This is a genomic window from Dyadobacter sp. CY356 (assembly GCF_021440195.1).
Classification (GTDB): Bacteria; Bacteroidota; Bacteroidia; order Cytophagales; family Spirosomataceae; genus Dyadobacter.
In genome coordinates this window covers 1-19,088 of sequence record NZ_JAJTSZ010000004.1, presented here as the reverse complement: position 1 = coordinate 19,088, position 19,088 = coordinate 1, and the positions used below count along the sequence as shown (strand labels likewise).

The following is a 19,088-nucleotide window of genomic DNA, read 5'->3' as shown; positions in this document are numbered from 1 at the left end:
CAATTTCTTCACGTCTGGTAACAAATAATTTTGAGTCTAAATTTCAAGTTTCAATTCGTGAAAATTAGTGTGTTCGTGACAAAAGAGGAGAAGCTACATGTAATTCAAATCATTGTTTGGTTTAAGATGAATTATTTTTAGTTTGTTGAGAAGTAAAATAAAAGGATATGTAGGGTCAAATTCATGCCATTTAAATCCAAAATTTGCCCGTCCGCCATACTTGTGGTGATTGTTATGGTAAGATTCGCCCATCATTAAAAAATCAAAAGGAAGCAGATTTTTTGCTGTGTCATCCACTTTGAAATTGACATAGCCGTAACGATGCGCATACCAGTTGATGATCACGCCATGTACCGGTCCCATCAAAAAATGGATTGGAAGCAGTAGAAACATCCACCAGGACGTTGCAAACTGAATGTAAAAGGCCACATAAAAAAGACCCCAACCTAAGCGCGAAATCCAGGAATCTCCCAGTTTTTCCATAAACGCCCAATGAGGAACGCCTTTCTTGAATTTTGGTTCTATTGTGTCTGTTTTATGAACAATGTTGTTATAGTAATTTTTCGTCTTCCACATCATGTCCACAATGCTTTCAGAGAAACTGGGAGAATGTGGATCGAGTTCTGTATCTGCATAGGCGTGGTGCAGTCTGTGCATGACGCCATATGCATAGGGACTTAAAAAGGATGACCCTTGAAAGATCCAGGTGGCGGTATAGAAAAATTTCTCCCAGAAGGGACTCATGGTAAACATTTTGTGTGCGGCGTAACGATGCAGGAAAAAAGTCTGCATCAGCAGTGAAAGGTACCAGTGTGCAATAAAAAAAAGTACGATGATCATTGAAAGAAACCTGATAATAAATTGATTTAATGCGACAAAGCTATTGCTGCATCTGTTACAGAAAGATGATAAATGTCAGTTGAAGAAAGGATTTTGATAACGCGGGAAAAAAGAAATTTGCAGCAAGTGCAGGACAGGTTTTGGGGATGGTTTTTAACGCCGGTTCAAGTTCTGGTTTGATATATATTCCTTGAAAATTTTGATCCATGACGTATCAAAACAATCTATTTTTGGAACTAATTGTCTCTTTAATATTATGTTATAAATAAATTACATAATATTTTAATTGATACGGAAAATATCATATCTTTGTTACTGAGTTTATCTGCTGACAATTTATACCAGTGTTAAATTCGGAATTTATATTACGTTATGTTAATGAATTTATCTTTTAAGTTTCATTAAAAATAGGTAAATTTACACTTATCAAATAAGTGATTTCATGTGGTTTATGTTTAAAAAACCGCGATTATTTACAAACTAAAATCAACTTGTCCTGCTTTATGGCACAACCAACAACAACGGATAAAGAAAACAAATTAAAAGCACTTCAAACTACGCTTGAAAAACTTGACAAAACTTACGGTAAGGGAACTGTAATGCGTTTGAGTGATACCAAGGTTTTGGATATCCCGGTTATTTCAACTGGTTCTCTTGGGCTGGATCTGGCTCTTGGGGTAGGGGGCGTTCCTCGTGGCCGTGTCGTTGAGATTTATGGCCCGGAATCTTCTGGTAAAACTACGTTGTCAATGCATTGTATTGCAGAAGCTCAGAAGAGAGGCGGTTTGGCTGCATTCATTGATGCGGAACATGCTTTCGACCGTGCTTATGCGGAAAAACTGGGTATTGATACAAAAAATCTTTTGATATCGCAGCCTGATAATGGAGAGCAGGCCTTGGAAATTGCTGAACATTTGATCAGTAGCGGAGCCGTGGATATTATCGTGATTGACTCGGTTGCAGCTTTGGTTCCGCGTGCCGAACTTGAAGGTGAAATGGGAGATAGTAAAATGGGTCTTCAGGCACGTTTGATGTCTCAGGCATTACGTAAGCTTACCGGTGTTATCAATAAAACTGGATGCTGCTGTATTTTCATCAATCAGCTTCGTGAGAAAATTGGTGTGATGTTTGGTAATCCTGAAACAACTACGGGTGGTAACGCACTGAAATACTATGCTTCGGTACGTCTGGATATCCGTCGTGTCGGTCAGATCAAAGAAAGTGCTGACCAGATTCTTGGTAATCGTACACGTGTGAAGGTTGTTAAAAATAAAGTTGCACCTCCGTTTAAGGTCGTTGAATTTGACATTATGTACGGTGAGGGAATCTCAAAAGTAGGAGAGATCATCGACCTTGCTGTGGAACTTGAAATCGTTAAGAAATCGGGTTCATGGTTTAGTTATGACGGAAATCGTCTTGGACAAGGCCGTGATGCTGTTAAAGCGCTTATCAAGGATAATCCGGAATTAATGGATGAGCTGGAAGCAAAAGTTCGTGCAAAAGTAAATCACGAGCCGGATGTTCTGATTGATACATTGGAGCCTAATGTGATCGACGAAGGATCTCCTGAATAATTTTCAGATCGAATTTTTCTGATTAGTATATAAAAGTAAAATCCTCCGGAAAATTTTTGGAGGATTTTACTTTTATATTGAATATTAAAAAAGACTGATTTTAAAATCCACCTTTTTCGTCATCATCATCGTCAAAATCGAAATCTTCATCATCAGGTCCGGAGAACATGCTACTCACAAGGTCCTGGAATTTGATTCCCTGATCTAGCGATTGTTTTCCGATCAACGAATATTCCGCCATACCGTGCAAAGCAAATTCCATCATGAAAAGTTTTTCATTGGAATCGCCGTACGCACTTAGCATATCCACGAAATCATCCAGGCCATCTATGGTTTTAAGACGGGCGATATATTCACGATCAGGCATATCACCGATCATTTCCATTTCATTTCCTGAGCCAAACCATTCAATCACTTTTGCAAATGGATTGATCTTGCTCTTTTTGGATTTTTCAGGATCCGGGAAGTAATTCAGGAATTGTGTACGAATCGCTTTTCCAATCAGGTTTTGCGCCACGATCACCGGTCCTTCAACTTCGCCTTCATATACTAATTCAACTTTTCCACAAATCGCAGGAATTACTCCATAAAGGTCTGAAATTCGAACGTATGTCGAATCCTCACCATTGATAAGCGCACGTCTTTCGGCAGAACTTAAAAGACTTTCAAAAGCAGAAATCGTCAAACGGGCAGAAACACCGCTTTTACTGTCGACATATTCACTTTCTCGCGCCTCAAAGGCAATTTGTTCAATGAGGGTTTTAACCAGCTCGTTAACCTTGACAATTTGTTTTTGCTCCTTTTTAATGACAGCTTCCTGTTCAGTAATTTTCTTACCGACTTCAAGTGTTTTTGGATAATGCGTTACAATCTGGCTCTCAATACGGTCTTTCAGCGGTGTTACGATACTACCACGGTTTGTATAATCTTCCGGGTTGGCGGTAAATACAAATTGAATATCAAGCGGTAATCTCAATTTAAAACCACGGATCTGAATATCGCCTTCCTGCAAAATATTAAACAAAGCAACCTGGATACGTGCCTGCAAATCGGGTAACTCATTGATTACAAAGATTCCACGATGAGAACGGGGAATCAATCCATAATGAATAACACGCTCGTCTGAGTATGGTAGCCTCAAAGTTGCTGCTTTGATCGGATCGACATCACCAATCAAATCCGCCACAGAAACATCAGGCGTAGCCAGTTTTTCTGTATACCGCTCACTTCTGTGCAGCCATTCAATCGGCGTATTGTCACCCTTTTCTTCAATTACATCTTTTGCGAAACGTGATAAGGGAGCCAGAGGATCATCGTGAAGTTCAGAGTCTTTCACGAATGGAATATATTCATCCAGTAAATTCACCATCATACGGGCAATACGCGTTTTCGCCTGCCCGCGCAAACCTAATAAATTGATATTATGCATTGATAAAATCGCACGCTCAACATCAGGAATTACTGTTTCTTCATATCCCCAGATACCCGGGAAAACTTCTGTTTTACTTTTTATTTTTTCAATAAGGTTATCCCGAAGTTCCTGCTTGATAGAACGGGACTCGTAACCAGCTTTTTTTAATTCACCAAGCGTATGAATGCCTAATGTTTGTGTACTTGTCAGCTCTGAATATTTCATGTATCGTTAGGCTATTTTACCGCGCATAGGCTACTGAGCGCATTTCGCGGATTACAGTAATTTTTATTTGTCCCGGATACTGCATTTCTTTTTCAATTTTTTGCGAGATGTCAAAAGAAAGCATACCCGCTTTTTCATCAGAAACGTTATCTGCATCAATAATCACACGAAGTTCACGACCCGCCTGTATTGCATAACATTTCTCAACACCATCAAATGACATGGCCATATTTTCAAGGTCACGCAAACGTTGGATGTAAGATTCCATCATTTCACGACGAGCACCCGGACGAGAACCTGAAATCGCATCACAAACCTGGATGATCGGAGACAAGATACTTGTCATTTCGATCTCATCATGGTGAGCTCCGATTGCATTACACACTTCCGGATTTTCCTTGAATTTTTTGGCAAGTTCCATACCCAGAATTGCGTGTGGCAAATCTGATTCTTCCGGCCAAACTTTTCCAATATCATGTAACAGACCGGCACGTTTTGCCAGTTTAGTATTTAACCCCAATTCCGACGCCATAGTTGCACAAAGCTTTGCAACTTCTCTCGAATGCTGTAAAAGATTTTGTCCATAGGAAGAACGGAAGCGCATACGTCCGATCATTTTTACAAGCTCAGGGTGCAATCCGTGAATACCCATATCGATTACAGTACGCTCGCCAATTTCAACGATTTCATCGTCAATATTTTTACGCGTTTTTGCAACAACTTCTTCAATACGAGCCGGGTGAATCCTACCATCCTGAACCAGACGGTGTAAAGAAAGACGGGCAATTTCACGGCGAACAGGATCAAATCCTGAAATTACAATTGCTTCCGGAGTATCATCTACAATAATTTCAACCCCTGTTGCTGCTTCCAATGCACGAATATTCCGTCCTTCACGACCAATGATCTTTCCTTTGATATCGTCATTTTCAATATTGAAAACAGATACGCAGTTTTCAATAGCATGTTCCGCAGCAGTGCGTTGAATGGTTTCAATAACGATTTTCTTGGCTTCTTTTGTTGCAGTAAGACGGGCTTCCTCCATCGCACTCTTCACGTATGAACCGGCTCTGGTATCGGCTTCTGCTTTCAGTGCATCTACCAATTGCTCTCTTGCCTGATCCGCTGTCAGGTTAGCAAGTTTTTCCAGCTGGGCTACCTGCTGGCTAAGCATTTTTTCAGCCTCTTCACGCTTTTTTGTAGCGGTTTCAAGCTGATGCGTAAGATTGTTTTTTAATGTTTCAACCTCCGCTTCCTTGCGTTTACTTACCTCAACCGTTTGCTGAAGACTTTGTTCGCGCTGTTTCAGCTTTTGTTCGTTGGTCTGAAGAATCACTCTTTTCTTGTTGGATTCTTCTTCAAATTCACTTTTCAGTCGCAGGTACTTTTCTTTTGCTTCAAGAATCCGGTCTTTTTTGATATTTTCAGCGGATTGCTCGGCATTGCGTACGATCTCAGCTGCCCTGTCCTGGGCATCTTTTTCTTTTTGATCGAAAGACTTTTTGAAAATGTATTTACCTGCAAATACCCCCACACCCAGTGCGATGATATCAGATAGAAGTGCAATAAAAATTAAAGAATTTGACATTTTAGTAATGTGTTTACAATAGTTGGGTTCTACCGACTACATGCGTTTAAAATGCCGAACTTCTCTGTTTTGCGATTATAAGGAGATCTTTTACGATTAATAAAAAGTTTAAATGACTGCAAAATAGCTGTTTAGCTCATTGCAAGGCAGAAATTTACTGACTTAATTGGGGATACCTTCTGAAACTTTTTCATCCAGAATATTCACCCTGTTATCGAACATGGACATCAGACGTTCTGTCTCGACCTGGTTCCGTTGTAATGCCACCAGGCACTCAATGGAAGCAAGCGCTATGGCCTCGATATCGTCGTAACCTTTCCCTTTTCCTTTATTCTTAATTATTCGTACTCGTTCCATGAATGTATCATAACCATCCCTGTAAAATATTTCCTGGTCAGCCGGAACACTCAACTTAAAACCTCTGTCAAGTATCTTGATGAAGACTGAAACATCGGGATTGGGTATATGATTATTTTTCATAAGGTATCTTCAAGCAATTCAATGCACTTATCGATCTCTTCAATATATCGTTCAACAGATTCTTTCAGTTCGGACAAACCGCCTGTTGGTGTCAGTTTACTAGTGACAATTTTAACGAAAGTTTTAGACTTATTAAAGTCTTTTTGCAAAGTAGTGTATTTTTTCTTTATTTCTTTTACTTCTTCTTTTAACTCGTTGTTGTTGTTTCGCAACTCCGAGTTTTCACGTAGTAATTCTGAAACTGACCAACTTAGTTTCTCTTTCGTCATGATTAAGATGTCCAACTTCTTCTCCAAGTCAGACAATTTTCTTTCAATCATTCGGGGAGTGAGCTCTTCCATTTTTTTGACGAAAGCGGAGCTAGCCGCAGTTAAAATCTAAAACCGGACAGATTGCCGCCCGGTTTTAATATCGTTTGTACGTTTTACAAATCCTTTATGCTACATAAATTCCGTGTTCACCGACGGATCAAAATTTCATTATTTTCTAATGACGGCTCCCAATTCGCGCTCGTAGGTTGAGATCAACCGCTGCATTGATTTTTCTATTACTTTATCGGTCAGTGTTTGCTGATCGTCCTGTAACATAAAACTGATCGAATAAGATTTTTTACCTTCCAGATTGGCTCCTTCGTAAACATCAAAAACATTTACTGAACGTAATAATTGTCTTTCTGTTTTATAAGCGATCTGGCGAAGTTCTTCAAAAGTTATTTTCTTTTCAACAACAAGCGACAAATCTCTTCTAACTTCCGGGAAACGGGAAACTTCTTTATATTGAACTGCATAATTGTACTGGCGCAACAAATAGTCCCAGTCAAAATCAGCATAATAAACCGGTGCTTTAATATCACCTTTTTTGGTAATTGAAGATTTTAACAACCCAAAAGTTACCAATGGTTTTTTATTTAGTGTCAAAGTAATTCCCTGCTGGAATATATTAGCATCTGCTGCTTCTTTCTCCACATTTTTTACTTTCATAGCAGACAAAACCTGATTTACCGAAGCAGCCAGATCGTGGAACGTTACATCTCTTGATTTTTCAAGCCAGGTTTCTTCCTGAAAATTCCCGGATATGAAAAGGGCCAGACGTTCTTTTTCAGAATACTTTCCGTTCAGTTCATGGTATGTTTTACCAAATTCAAAAATTTTAAGATCTTTTTGACGGCGGTTTGCATTGTAAGCCACAACTTCCAAACCAGAGAAAATTAAAGTCTGGCGCATAACCGACAAATCCTCACTCAGATAATTCAATATCTTAACCGGGTTCCCAAAAACACTTTCTCCCAAAGTAGCCTGTGGTTCAGGTTTGGTTAAAGAGTTTGTAATGATCTCGTTATATCCGTTTGCCGCCAATAATTCAGAAAGACGCATTTTTAGTTTTTCCGGGTCATTTACCGGGAAATCCGAAAGGAAATTAGAACTCAAACCAGCCGACAACTCGATCTGGCCGAAACCGTAAATACGCAAAATCTCTTCGATCACATCTGCTTCGCGCTGCACGTCAACGCGGTATGGCGGAACAATGGCAGTAAATCCGATTTCATCCTCGTTCTGAATCTTGATATCAAGACCAGTCAAAATCGTTTTGATTAACGACTTATCAAGCGGTTTGCCAAGTAATCTGTCGATATGACGGTACTTCACATTCACTTCAAAATCTTCCACAGGATTTGGATATATATCAGTAATGTCAGATGAAATGGTACCGCCTGCAATTTCCTTCACCAAAAGTGCTGCAAGTTTTAGCGCATAAAGTGGCATATTCGGATCCGTTCCTCTTTCAAAACGGAAAGAAGAATCAGTTTTCAAGCTAAAACGTTGCGCAGTACGGCGAACCCAGGCCGGATCAAAATAAGCAGATTCTAAAAAAATTGAAGTTGTTTCAGCAGTAACGCCAGAAGTCAATCCACCAAAAACACCGGCGATACACATCGGTTCGGTTTCATTACAAATCATCAGATCCTGATCAGAAAGTTTTCTTTCCTGTCCGTCCAGTGTAATAAATGGAGTTCCTGCTGCAACAGTTTTTACAATAATCTTATTACCTGTGATTTTATTCGCATCAAAAGCATGCATCGGTTGCCCAAGATCGTGGCAAATGAAATTGGTAATATCAACGATTGAATTGATAGAACGAATCCCAATGGTAGCCAAACGCTGTTTTAGCCACTCCGGAGAATCTCCAACTTTGATTCCTGAAATTGTTACACCTGCATATCGCGGTGCTGCTTCATGGTTTTCAACAATTACTGTAATTGGTAAATTATGATTTTCAACCGCGAAGGCATCAACCGAAGGCAAATTTATTTCACGGTTCAAAACCGCTTTTAAATCACGTGCTACACCATAATGTGAAGCTGCATCCGCACGGTTTGGTGTCAATCCGATTTCGATCATGAAATCCGAAGATATTCCGAAATATTCTGAAGCAGGCGTTCCGTTTGGAAGATCCGTATCTAAAACAAGAATTCCGTCATGTGATTCACCAAGTCCCAACTCGTCTTCTGCGCAAATCATACCTTCGGAAACCGCTCCCCTGATTTTTGATTTTTTCAAAACCAAAGGTTCGTCGCTTCCCGTCGGATATAATGTAGAACCCACGGTGGCCACAATTACTTTTTGTCCGGCAGCAACATTTGGAGCTCCGCAAACAATATTCAAGGGTTGTTCTAAACCGACATCAACAGTCGTTATTTTCAAACGATCCGCTTCCGGATGTTTTTCACAAGTAAGCACTTCTCCGATTACAACACCTTTCAACCCTCCTCTAATGGATTCAACCTCTTCTATTCCTTCAACTTCCAGGCCTGTTCCAGTCAGTAATACACCTATTTCTTCGGGAGATTCAGTTATTTCAATTATTTCTTTAAGCCACTTATACGAGATCTTCATGCGGGTATTTTATATAGGTACGAGGTGAGAAGTGGTTTGAAACCTCTTATCTTCTTCTGATTTTTATTTTAACAAAATTAATGATTTCCTTGTTCTCCTGCGCGTATTGCTACTGATAAAGTATTTTCTGCCGGAGGAACCGGACATGCATAGGTTGGTGCATACACACAGTAAGGATTGTAGGCAGTATTAAAATCAAGGACCAATGAATCGCCTTTTATTTTTGACACAGGATAATCAAGATATCTGCCTCCGCCATACGTTTCTTTCCCGCTGGTTGCGTCTTTGAAAAGAACGGAAATTACAGCTTCATTTTTCAGGAGTAACAGTTTCTGCGAGACTCCGTTGATTTTAAAATTAGCATAACCAATACGTTCATAGGTCGTTGTGCTTCCGTCGGTATAGGGTAACTTTACTTCTTTGTCGGATTTTTCGTAAGGAGTTATGAACGCCTTCACCCGATAGGCGGGATCTATATCAAAATAATGAAGGCCGTGAAAGTTATCTTTATCCTGAATAGGTGAGTCCTTTGTTGTCCTGAACTGCTCATCTTTTGAAACTCTTTCCTGTGTTATTTTTTCAATGTATTGCTGCGGGTTTGCAGCGATCAAATCGTCTTTATCTGCCTCAACATTGCCTGAACTGAAATTTTCGGTAAAAAAATAAGCCAGTATAGCCACAAGCATCGCCAGGGTGCTCCAGCGTATTACTTTGTTTTTAAACATAATCTTGCAAATCAAATTGTAAAAAGAATTACAAACTTACACCTGAAATATGCGTTTGTAAAAATCAGAACCGATTATTTATTTTTTTTATGATAATTTTGGAACTTCCCGGCTGCGGAATTTGCGTTGTTGAATGAAATATACCTAAATTCACCTGCCAAATAATTAAAAAACAATACCTGATCCATTATATGTCCTACACAAAACGAGTACTCATTGCCGAAGACAGCTCAGTAATTCAAAATCTGGCAAGGAAGATTCTTGAATTTCAACATTATGAGATTACTTCCGTAAAGAATGGAGAACAAGTGTTACAGCTTCTTGAAAAGGAAGATTTTGACATCATTTTGCTGGATATCAATATGCCTGTGATGGATGGAATGGAGTGTGCACGGAATATTAGAAAATTGGCAAATGCTGACAAAGCGAAGACACCAATTGTAGCGATAACTGGCAACGCCAAAAATTATTCAGAAGAAGACTTTAAAGAAGCCGGATTCGACGATGCGCTTATGAAACCGTTAAACTTTGACCGTCTGGTAGAAGTGGTTGCGCATTTGACAGAATAATTTGTTGCATGAAGATTACATTTTTAGGAACCGGCACATCACAAGGAGTACCCGTTATTGCTTGTGATTGTGTCGTTTGCCGTTCAACTGATTTCCACGATAAACGTCTCAGAACCTCCGTCTGGATTCAGGTTCATGGAAAATCTTTTGTAATTGATACCGGACCGGATTTTAGGCAGCAAATGCTACGCGCCAATGTCAGAGATTTAGACGCGATTATTTATACCCACCAACACAAGGACCATACTGCCGGCCTGGATGATGCCCGAGCCTTCAACCATCGTCACGGAAAAGATATTCCGCTCTACGGACGCCAGGAAGTTCTGAACCAGATCCAGGTAGAATTTGCCTATGCTTTTCAGGAAATGCGTTATCCGGGCGTTCCGCACTTTGAACTTCATCCAATTGAAAATAAACCGTTTGACGTTCAGGGGGTCACTTTTACGCCCATTGAAGTGCTACATTATAAACTTGCCGTTTTTGGCTTCCGTATCGGCGATTTTACTTATATAACCGACGCGAATTATATCTCAGAAGTGGAACAGGAAAAAATTGCCGGAACGCGTGTTTTAGTTCTTGATACCCTGCAAAAAGAACCGCATCTTTCTCATTTCACACTTTCCCAGGCTCTTGAATTAATTGACAAACTCAATGTGCCAATGGCATATCTGACACATATGAGCCATAAACTTGGCTTACATGCCGAGGTCGAGAAGGAATTGCCACCAAATGTGAGGCTGGCTTATGATGGGTTGGTTTTGGAGTTGTGAGGTTGAAATTTTAATTCTACCAAATAGTCTTCAAATTATATCGTTTGATGTATTCATCTATTGTGATTATACTTAAATCAAGGCTTAAAGCAGTTGCAGCTATTATTCTATCAAAAGGATCTTTATGAAAAAATGGTAACGAATGTAATTCTTTTAAAAAAGCTATTTCAATTGGTAGAATTACAATATTAGTGATTTCACATGCCGTGAAAAGCTCATCGATTGTATACTCTAGTTCTAATTTCCTCAGGGATAGTTTAATTGTTACTTCCCAAAATGAAGCAATGCTTACATAAAGTTGAGAATTTCCATCACTTAATATTTTCTTTGCCAATGGAGAAAGATTTTTATTATCATCTTGCATCCAAAGTAGTGTGTGAGTATCTAACAGATATTGCTGCATTTACATATAATCCTTAAAATCGTCCAGTGGAGCGTCGAAATCCTCGCTCATTTTCATTTTTCCTTTTAATAATCCCAACGTACGCTTTTTCTCTATCGCAGGAAGATTGATTTTTTTTTGCAGAATAGAGTCAACAAAATCCTCAACTTCCTTTTGATCGGAAGGCGGTAATTTTTTTACTTTTTCTATTAATTGAATCTCTGACATTCTATGATATTATTTAAATTCAATTAAAGTTAATTAAATTAAGATAAAAAATTCATACTTACTTATTCAGAAATCTGGGATGACGCAATCGATATTCGTCAAAACATATATAAAATCTTCCTCGCCTTGCTTTCCATAATTAAGCTGTAATCTTTGTATAAATTATCGCAAAGTCTACAATCAGCTTAAATGAGCCATCCATTACACATAGATAAAACATCCTGGATTGGAAATGCCATTTCACAAATTGAATCGGATTATCAACGTTCAGCAGATACTCATTTGATTTTTTTGAAACTTCCTTCTTTTCCGGATATTGATTTTTATTTCAAAGACGAATCAACACATCCTTCCGGAAGTTTGAAACACAGGCTGGCAAGATCTTTATTTTTGTATGCAATTTGTAACGGCTGGGTGCATGAGGGAACCACTATCGTTGAAGCTTCAAGCGGCTCAACGGCAGTTTCAGAGGCGTACTTTGCCAAGCTTTTGGGGTTACCTTTTGTCGCGGTTATGCCAAAATCAACGAGTCCGGATAAGATTCAGGCGATTGAATTTTATGGCGGTAAGTGTCATTTTGTAAATCATCCTGCGGAGGTTTATGATGTTTCACACAAGATCGCCCAGGAAACAAATGGTCATTTTATGGATCAGTTTACTTTTGCAGAAAGGGCAACTGACTGGCGCGGAAATAATAATATAGCTGAATCCATCTTTCGTCAGATGAAGTACGAAAATCATCCGGTTCCGAAATGGATTGTGACAGGCGCAGGTACGGGCGGAACGTCTGCTACACTTGGCCGCTACGTACGTTACGAACAACATGCAACACAAATATGCGTTGTTGATCCTGAGAACTCGGTTTTTTACGATTTCTGGAAAAATAATGACCCCAAAATTTGCAGTGAATTAGGATCACGAGTCGAGGGAATTGGCCGTCCACGTGTAGAACCTTCATTTTTAAGAACGGTTGTTGATCATATGATTCAGGTGCCGGATGCGGGAAGTTTTGCCGCCATGTTAACACTCACAACTTTGCTAAATAAAAGAGTCGGAGGTTCATCAGGAACAAATTTCTGGGGAGTATTGGAATTGGCAAAAGAAATGAAATCACAAGGAGAAGCAGGATCAATTGTAACGTTAATTTGTGATTCGGGAGAACGGTACATGAATACCTATTATAACGAGGAATGGCTTGAAATAAATGGTTATTCGGAAGAGGTTGCAAGACATCAATTGGCTATTGATTTGATTTAGACAATTGGAGTTATGTATATTTAGGTGGAAAATCAAAAATAAGCATGACAAAAAAAACGAATCTGCCTGTTTTCGATAAGAGGATTTTTTGGGATGTTAACTTTGAAGCATTAGATTATGATGTGAAAGCTGCATTTGTTATTGAGAGAGTTTTTGAAAGGGGGGACGTTGAAGATATTCGACAATGCAGACGATATTATAATGAAGAAAAAGTACGTTCTGTGCTTTTAAATTCCAAATACCTGTCCGAACACAGATTGTACCTGGCAAGTGCAGTAATTAGTGAACCTTTGAATGCTTTCCGATGCTACATCTCGAAACAGTTGACGCCAGAACTTTATCCATATTAAGACGTCTAATGGTGATTCCTGAGCTTAATAGTTTTTACCTGGTTGGTGGGACTGCATTAGCTTTGAAATACGGACATCGGATTTCAGTTGATCTTGACCTGTTTGGAGGGGATGACCTTTTTGACCGAGAAATTATTATAAGTGCGTTGGAAAAAGAATTTGGAAGTTCATTTGTTTTTGATGGAAGTAATAATAAATAGGGTATTTTTTGTTTCATTGACCAAGTTAAAGTTGACATCATAAAATATCTACATCCATTAATTAGGATTCCGGAAATTACAGAACTCATTGGGTTATATAGTATGGAAGATATTTGCGCTATGAAAATTAACGCAATATTAGGGCGGGGAAAGAAAAAGGACTTTTGGGATTTGTATGAGATACTTCACCAGTTTTCATTATCTGAGGTAATTAATTTTCACCGCGAAAAATTTCCAAGTCAAATGCTCCTAATTTCTATACCTCAGTCAATTACATATTTTTCAGATGCCGAGGAGAGTGAAGATCCTATAAGCTTAAATGGTCAAACATGGGAGAGTGTTAAGGCATATATACAAAACACAGTAAAAGATTATCTCCTGTAAATGCTCTTTTAGATTTTGAAGGGCAATTTTACTTAAAACAAATAAAGTGCACCAAAATTATTACTTCTTAAAGAAACTTGCTCCGCGACTTAATCAGGAATTAGCCGGGAAAAAATTTATTGAAGCATTCAGTCAGGAAAAAGATGAAATTGTTTTGGTATTTGCTGAATCTGAGATTGAAGAAGTTTTGCAAAAACCATTTTTCATTAAGGCCACCTTACGTTCTGACTTTGCTTGTTTGAGTTTTCCTGACAAATTTGACCGGGCCCGTAGAAATAGTGTTAATCTTTTCACTCACCTGTACAACCGGCAGATTATCCATGTACGGGTTTTTACCAACGAAAGAGCTATTGAAATCATTTTTAAAAATAGTGAAGTCCTGGTATTGAAGCTTTTTGGGAACAGGTCAAATTTGATAGCTTTTGATAAGGATGGATCGGTCAATCAGTTGTTTAATAATAAGCTGGCCACGGATTTAACACTTACACTGGAAAACCTGGACCGGCCGATTGACCAGACTTTTGAGGCATTTGTAAACAATGATCTGCGGTTTGAACCGCTTTTTCCCACTTTTGGGAAACTTGTTTATAAATATCTTAATGGTTTATTACAGGAAATAACCCAAGCCGAAAAACGCTGGGAGATTGTTCAGTCTGTTTTAAATCAACTTGAAAATCCTGTTTTTTATATTACAAAAGTTGACCTTGTTCCGGTACTTTCCCTGCTGCCGGTGGGAGAAATTATAGAAACTTACAGCGATCCGATTGAAGCTTTAAATGCATATTACTATGCATTCATTCGTCTTACGGGTATTGAAAGGGAAAAGGCAGACATATTGAGAATCCTGAAAAAGCGTATTTCCCAGATCGAAAATTACCTCGAAAATACATTTAAAAAATTGGTTGAACTGGAAGAAGGGACAAAAAATGATGAAATCGCTAATATTATTATGGCAAATCTTCACCAGATTCCTGAAAGAGCAGAAGCGGTTGAATTATATGATTTTTATCGTGACCAACAGATAAAAATACGTCTGAAAAAAGATCTTACGCCTCAGAAAACAGCAGAAGGATATTACCGTAAATCTAAAAACGAAAAGATTGAAATTGCCCGTTTGCATGATAGTCTTGATGCGAGAGAAAAGGAGAAAGAGAAAATGACTGGTTTTGTTAAATCTATTGAATCCATCGAATTGTTACGAGAGCTCAGGACATTTATCAAAGCGAACGGATTGCATGGAGGGAATGCAGTTTCTGTTGAGCAAGCGGATTTGTTTAAAAAAATAGACTTTCAAGGTTTTTCAATTTTAATTGGGAAAAATGCGAAAAACAATGATTTGTTAACCAGACAGTATGCGCATAAGGAAGATTTATGGCTTCATGCCAGGGATGTTACAGGATCGCATGTTGTAATAAAACATCAATCCGGTAAAAAATTTCCAGCTCCGGTGATTGAAAAAGCGGCGCAGCTGGCCGCATGGCATTCAAAGAGGCGGACGGATAGTTTATGTCCGGTCATTGTTACGCCAAAAAAATACGTCCGCAAACCCAAAGGACTTCCGGAAGGTGCCGTGGTGGTTGATAAAGAGGACGTAATTATGGTCGTTCCGACGGCAGAATAAAGTATGATATTTTAGGTATCAAAGGGCTTTGATAAGTCTTTCGATATCACGAACTTCGTATCAAAATTGGGAGAACAGGAATATTTAGTGCAGAATGCTTGAGAATCGTCGCTTTGTTATTATTGGCTTTTTTACTTTAATAGGTTTTATATACCTGTTTCGTTTATTTTATTTACAAGTCCTGGACGAAAGTTATTCCATTGAATCTTCCAGTAACTCCATCAAACGTGTAATTGAAGTTCCATTCCGTGGTCAGATCTATGACCGCAACGGAAAACTGATCGTATATAACACTCCCGTTTATGATTTACTGGTCACTCCTTATAAGGTGAAAGTGGATGATACGCTTCGGTTTTGCCGTGTGCTTGGTATTGAAAAACGGGAATTTGACAGTTTAATTACTGCTGCAAGTGCATATTCAAGGGTGAAGCCATCTCTGTTTTTAAGACAACTGTCCAAAGAAGATTTTGCTTCTATCCAGGATATTATGGTGGATTATTCCGGTTTTGAATTTGCAAAAAGTTCTATGCGTACCTACAAAGGTGCGACGTTAGCCAATACGTTGGGTTATGTCAGTGAGATCAGCAAAACACAGCTTGAAAAGCAGGAAGAGCCGTATTATCGCCAAAGTGACTATATTGGACAAACCGGTATCGAAAAAATTTATGAAAATGAATTGCGTGGAAAACGGGGTACAAAGTTTGTCATGCAGAATGTAAGCGGCGTTTACAAAGGTGCGTGGAAAGGTGGTGAGCTTGATACCATGGCAGTTGCAGGTGAAAATCTTTATTCAGGAATTGATATTGATATTCAGCAATATGCTGATAGTTTGATGGTCAACAAAGTTGGTAGTATTGTGGCGATTGAGCCCAAAACCGGTCAGATTATTTCCATGGTTTCTGCCCCGACCTATGATCCAAACTTTTTGGCTACCAGACATTTTTCTAAAAATTATACGGCACTTTACCGAAATCCTTATAAACCATTATTCAATCGGCCAGTGATGGCGAGTTACAGGCCTGGGTCTACTTTTAAATTAATTCAGGCTCTTATCGGCTTGCAGGAAGGAGTAATTACACCAAATAGTGGTTTCACCCACGCCAATTGTCCGATTGGCTGCCATAACCATCCAGGAACACCGACTGTGGCGCTCGGTGTAACCCATTCCTGTAATCCTTATTTTTACAACGTTTTCCGTCGGATTATTTACAATAACAAGATCTCGAATACATTTAAAGCATCTGCTGCGGGTCTGGACGACTGGCATGATAAAATCAGCAAGTTTGGTATTGGCCAGCAATTGGGAATTGATTTGCCGAGTGAACGTAAAGGTAATTTGCCGGACAAAAAATACTACGACAAGATTTACGGCGAAAACCGCTGGAAATTCTCAAACATATATTCATTAAGTATCGGCGAAGGTGAAATATTGATTACACCTTTGAAAATGGCGAACGTTGCTGCGATTATCGCAAACAGAGGATATTACTATACGCCTCACGTTATTCACGGCGTTGGGGAAAGCAAAACAGTAAATCCTGATTTTATGGTCAAACATGAAACCGGTGTTGCGCCTCATAATTTTGAACCTGTTATTGAGGGAATGGTAGGAGCAGTGGAGGGTGGAACGGCCAGAAGATCCAAAGTTGAGGGTATTGAAATTGCTGGTAAGACAGGAACATCTCAAAATAAAAGAGGAATGGACCATTCCATTTTTATCGCTTTTGCACCCGTAAACGATCCAAAAATTGCCATCGCTGTTTTTGTTGAAAATGCAGGAGCAGGAGGTTCAGCCGCGGCACCAATTGCCAACCTTATTATTGAAAAATATTTAACGCGAAAAATTACAAATAAAGCGCTTGAAGAAAGAATCATGAAGGCGGATTTTATGAAAAATGTAATTTTGCCTGCCCCGCCTAAACCAGTAGTTAAAGATACAGTTAAAAGGAGACAGGGCATTCCGATGGCACCACTTGAAAAACCAATTCCATCAGAGATAAACTGGTTTAAGAGATTTTGATTTGGCAGGGTTTAATCATCAATAGTATAAAAGTTAAGTAATGGAAGAGGGAAAACCCATAACCAAAAATGTCGATTGGATGGTCGTGCTGATCTATATCGCATGCCTTGGGATAGGATGGGTCAATATTTATGCAGCGGTGTACAATCCGGAAGCGCACAGCAGTATTTTCGATTTGTCGAACAATGCCGGTAAGCAGCTGATGTGGATCGGGACTACTTTTATATTGATTATCTGTATTTTGGTAATAGATTATAAATTTTATGAGACCTTTTCCTTCATCATCTATGCGATCGTAATATTTCTATTGGTCGTCGTATTATTTGCGGGATCGAATATTAACGGATCCAGGTCATGGATAAAATTTGGACCAATGTCCCTTCAACCGGCGCAGTTTGCGAATTTGGCTGTTAGTCTGGCAATTTCTAAATATTTAAGTGATCCTGCCATCAGTTTATCCCGGAAGTTAAAAGATTATTATCCCATTCTTGGCATTATTGCGCTTCCGTCGGTTCTGATTCTTTTATCAAATGAAACAGGTTCGATGCTTGTTTTTGCGTCATTTGCTATCATTCTCTATCGGGAAGGAATGCCTGGATTTATCCCGGCCATTGGTATTACTTCAGCAGCATTGCTGATCATTTCTTTGCTTTATAATTCCTGGTATATTTCCGGCGCCATCATTTTTATTGCAGGAATAGTGATCTGGGTTATGCCGGTAATGACACGGCGCAGGGGAGGACTTGTGGCTACTATTCTGATTGCTTTTGTCATGATCTCTATCGTTTTTGGTGTGGATTTTTTCATGAACAACGTCTTGCAAAAACACCAGCGTGGACGAATTATGGTGCTTTTGGATCCTGATTCAGATCCCCGCGGTATCGGCTGGAATGTAATTCAATCCAAAATTGCGATTGGTTCTGGCGGATTTACCGGTAAAGGATTTTTACAGGGGACACAGACAAAATTTGATTTTGTACCGGAACAAAGTACGGATTTTATTTTCTGTACCGTTGGCGAAGAACACGGTTTTGTAGGAACTGCCGTTGTTGTTACATTATTTATATTATTGATTTCCAGACTCGTTATTTTAGCAGAGCGGCAGCGAAGCAGGTTTGCACGGGTGTATGGATATTGCGTTGCCGGTATTTTCTTTTTTCACTTTCTGGTAAACATTGGCATGACAATTGGATTAATGCCAGTAATTGGAATTCCTTTGCCATTTTTCAGTTATGGCGGATCGTCACTTTGGTCGTTTTCAGTATTACTCTTTATCTTTTTAAAGATTGATGCGCAGAGACCATTTACACTTTCGAGAGGATAATTTTTTTATGATTAATTGTTAAGGGTTAATTGTTAATGACGGATAAAAAGTAATTATAGCCGACAATTCATCTTTTATTATCTTCAATTTTGAACCTTTTGCGATGTAACTGACTCTTCTGTGATTGCCTGAAATAGGTTGCCCTGAAACGGACAATTAAACATGAGCAATTCAAAATCTAATTCCAAAAAAAGTACAAAACTGAATATTCGTCCAAGACGAATATTCAGTGAACAGTTCAAACGC

General features: G+C 39.0%; 19 protein-coding genes. 10 read left to right on the top strand and 9 right to left on the bottom strand.

Translation table 11 applies throughout. The features are described from left to right. Window positions 1-93: 93 nt before the first annotated feature. Entirely contained in the window at window positions 94-840 is a 747-nt protein-coding gene (locus LXL81_RS14310; RefSeq protein WP_234647479.1) for an acyl-CoA desaturase, read from the bottom strand. 503 nt (window positions 841-1,343) lie between these two features. Between LXL81_RS14310 and recA the strand changes: the two genes are divergently transcribed. After that, window positions 1,344-2,414 (top strand): recombinase RecA, encoded by a 1,071-nt coding sequence (gene recA, locus LXL81_RS14305; RefSeq protein ID WP_234647478.1) that lies wholly within the window; start codon window positions 1,344-1,346, stop codon window positions 2,412-2,414. A 100-nt stretch (window positions 2,415-2,514) separates the two neighbouring features. Here recA and LXL81_RS14300 read toward each other — a convergent pair whose 3' ends face one another. The 6 genes from LXL81_RS14300 to LXL81_RS14275 form a co-directional block, all read right to left on the bottom strand. Next, entirely contained in the window at window positions 2,515-4,050 is a 1,536-nt protein-coding gene (locus LXL81_RS14300) for a sigma 54-interacting transcriptional regulator (protein WP_234647477.1), read from the bottom strand. A 16-nt stretch (window positions 4,051-4,066) separates the two neighbouring features. After that, complete coding sequence (rny, locus tag LXL81_RS14295) at window positions 4,067-5,638, bottom strand: ribonuclease Y (RefSeq protein WP_234647476.1); 1,572 nt, start codon at window positions 5,636-5,638, stop codon at window positions 4,067-4,069. 162 nt (window positions 5,639-5,800) lie between these two features. Further along, window positions 5,801-6,118, bottom strand: a complete 318-nt coding sequence (locus tag LXL81_RS14290; RefSeq protein ID WP_234647475.1) for a cell division protein ZapA — start codon at window positions 6,116-6,118, stop codon at window positions 5,801-5,803. Further along, complete coding sequence (locus tag LXL81_RS14285; RefSeq protein ID WP_194122190.1) at window positions 6,115-6,459, bottom strand: hypothetical protein; 345 nt, start codon at window positions 6,457-6,459, stop codon at window positions 6,115-6,117. The genes LXL81_RS14290 and LXL81_RS14285 overlap by 4 nt, the downstream gene beginning before the upstream one ends. Window positions 6,460-6,597: 138 nt before the next feature. Further along, the gene (pheT, locus tag LXL81_RS14280; protein ID WP_234647474.1) at window positions 6,598-9,012 is read right to left on the bottom strand and encodes a phenylalanine--tRNA ligase subunit beta; all 2,415 of its coding nucleotides are present in this window, start codon (window positions 9,010-9,012) and stop codon (window positions 6,598-6,600) included. Window positions 9,013-9,089: 77 nt separating this feature from the next. Then, window positions 9,090-9,737, bottom strand: coding sequence for a DUF1684 domain-containing protein (locus LXL81_RS14275; RefSeq protein WP_234647473.1), 648 nt, complete (start codon window positions 9,735-9,737; stop codon window positions 9,090-9,092). 191 nt (window positions 9,738-9,928) lie between these two features. Here LXL81_RS14275 and LXL81_RS14270 point away from each other — a divergent pair, with 191 nt between their 5' ends. Continuing rightward, a complete protein-coding gene (locus tag LXL81_RS14270; RefSeq protein WP_137341445.1) occupies window positions 9,929-10,306 on the top strand; it encodes a response regulator in 378 nt (125 codons plus the stop codon). 8 nt (window positions 10,307-10,314) lie between these two features. Beyond that, the gene (locus tag LXL81_RS14265; protein WP_234647472.1) at window positions 10,315-11,076 is read left to right on the top strand and encodes an MBL fold metallo-hydrolase; all 762 of its coding nucleotides are present in this window, start codon (window positions 10,315-10,317) and stop codon (window positions 11,074-11,076) included. Between the two features lie 16 nt (window positions 11,077-11,092). Here LXL81_RS14265 and LXL81_RS14260 read toward each other — a convergent pair whose 3' ends face one another. After that, window positions 11,093-11,479, bottom strand: coding sequence for a type II toxin-antitoxin system VapC family toxin (locus LXL81_RS14260; RefSeq protein ID WP_234647471.1), 387 nt, complete (start codon window positions 11,477-11,479; stop codon window positions 11,093-11,095). Then, the gene (locus LXL81_RS14255) at window positions 11,480-11,686 is read right to left on the bottom strand and encodes a DUF2281 domain-containing protein (RefSeq protein ID WP_234647470.1); all 207 of its coding nucleotides are present in this window, start codon (window positions 11,684-11,686) and stop codon (window positions 11,480-11,482) included. Window positions 11,687-11,875: 189 nt separating this feature from the next. On the opposite strand from LXL81_RS14255, the gene LXL81_RS14250 reads away from it, so the two are divergent. The 7 genes from LXL81_RS14250 to rodA all read left to right on the top strand — a co-directional run bounded on the left by LXL81_RS14250 (window position 11,876) and on the right by rodA (window position 18,842). Next, window positions 11,876-12,943, top strand: a complete 1,068-nt coding sequence (locus LXL81_RS14250; RefSeq protein ID WP_304488677.1) for a PLP-dependent cysteine synthase family protein — start codon at window positions 11,876-11,878, stop codon at window positions 12,941-12,943. Window positions 12,944-12,987: 44 nt separating this feature from the next. Continuing rightward, window positions 12,988-13,293: a DUF6922 domain-containing protein gene (locus LXL81_RS29325; RefSeq protein ID WP_409013902.1), complete on the top strand. Its 306-nt coding sequence runs from the start codon at window positions 12,988-12,990 to the stop codon at window positions 13,291-13,293. Next, the gene (locus tag LXL81_RS14245; protein ID WP_234647469.1) at window positions 13,248-13,493 is read left to right on the top strand and encodes a nucleotidyl transferase AbiEii/AbiGii toxin family protein; all 246 of its coding nucleotides are present in this window, start codon (window positions 13,248-13,250) and stop codon (window positions 13,491-13,493) included. Before LXL81_RS29325 ends, LXL81_RS14245 begins: the two co-directional genes overlap by 46 nt. A gap of 3 nt (window positions 13,494-13,496) precedes the next feature. After that, entirely contained in the window at window positions 13,497-13,877 is a 381-nt protein-coding gene (locus LXL81_RS14240) for a nucleotidyl transferase AbiEii/AbiGii toxin family protein (RefSeq protein WP_310589593.1), read from the top strand. A 46-nt stretch (window positions 13,878-13,923) separates the two neighbouring features. Continuing rightward, entirely contained in the window at window positions 13,924-15,498 is a 1,575-nt protein-coding gene (locus LXL81_RS14235) for an NFACT RNA binding domain-containing protein (RefSeq protein WP_234647467.1), read from the top strand. 94 nt (window positions 15,499-15,592) lie between these two features. Further along, window positions 15,593-17,518, top strand: coding sequence for a penicillin-binding protein 2 (gene mrdA, locus LXL81_RS14230; protein WP_234647466.1), 1,926 nt, complete (start codon window positions 15,593-15,595; stop codon window positions 17,516-17,518). Window positions 17,519-17,558: 40 nt separating this feature from the next. Continuing rightward, window positions 17,559-18,842 carry a rod shape-determining protein RodA gene (gene rodA, locus LXL81_RS14225; protein WP_234647465.1) on the top strand — a complete coding sequence of 428 codons (1,284 nt, stop codon included), beginning with the start codon at window positions 17,559-17,561 and terminating at the stop codon, window positions 18,840-18,842. Window positions 18,843-19,088 lie beyond the last annotated feature (246 nt).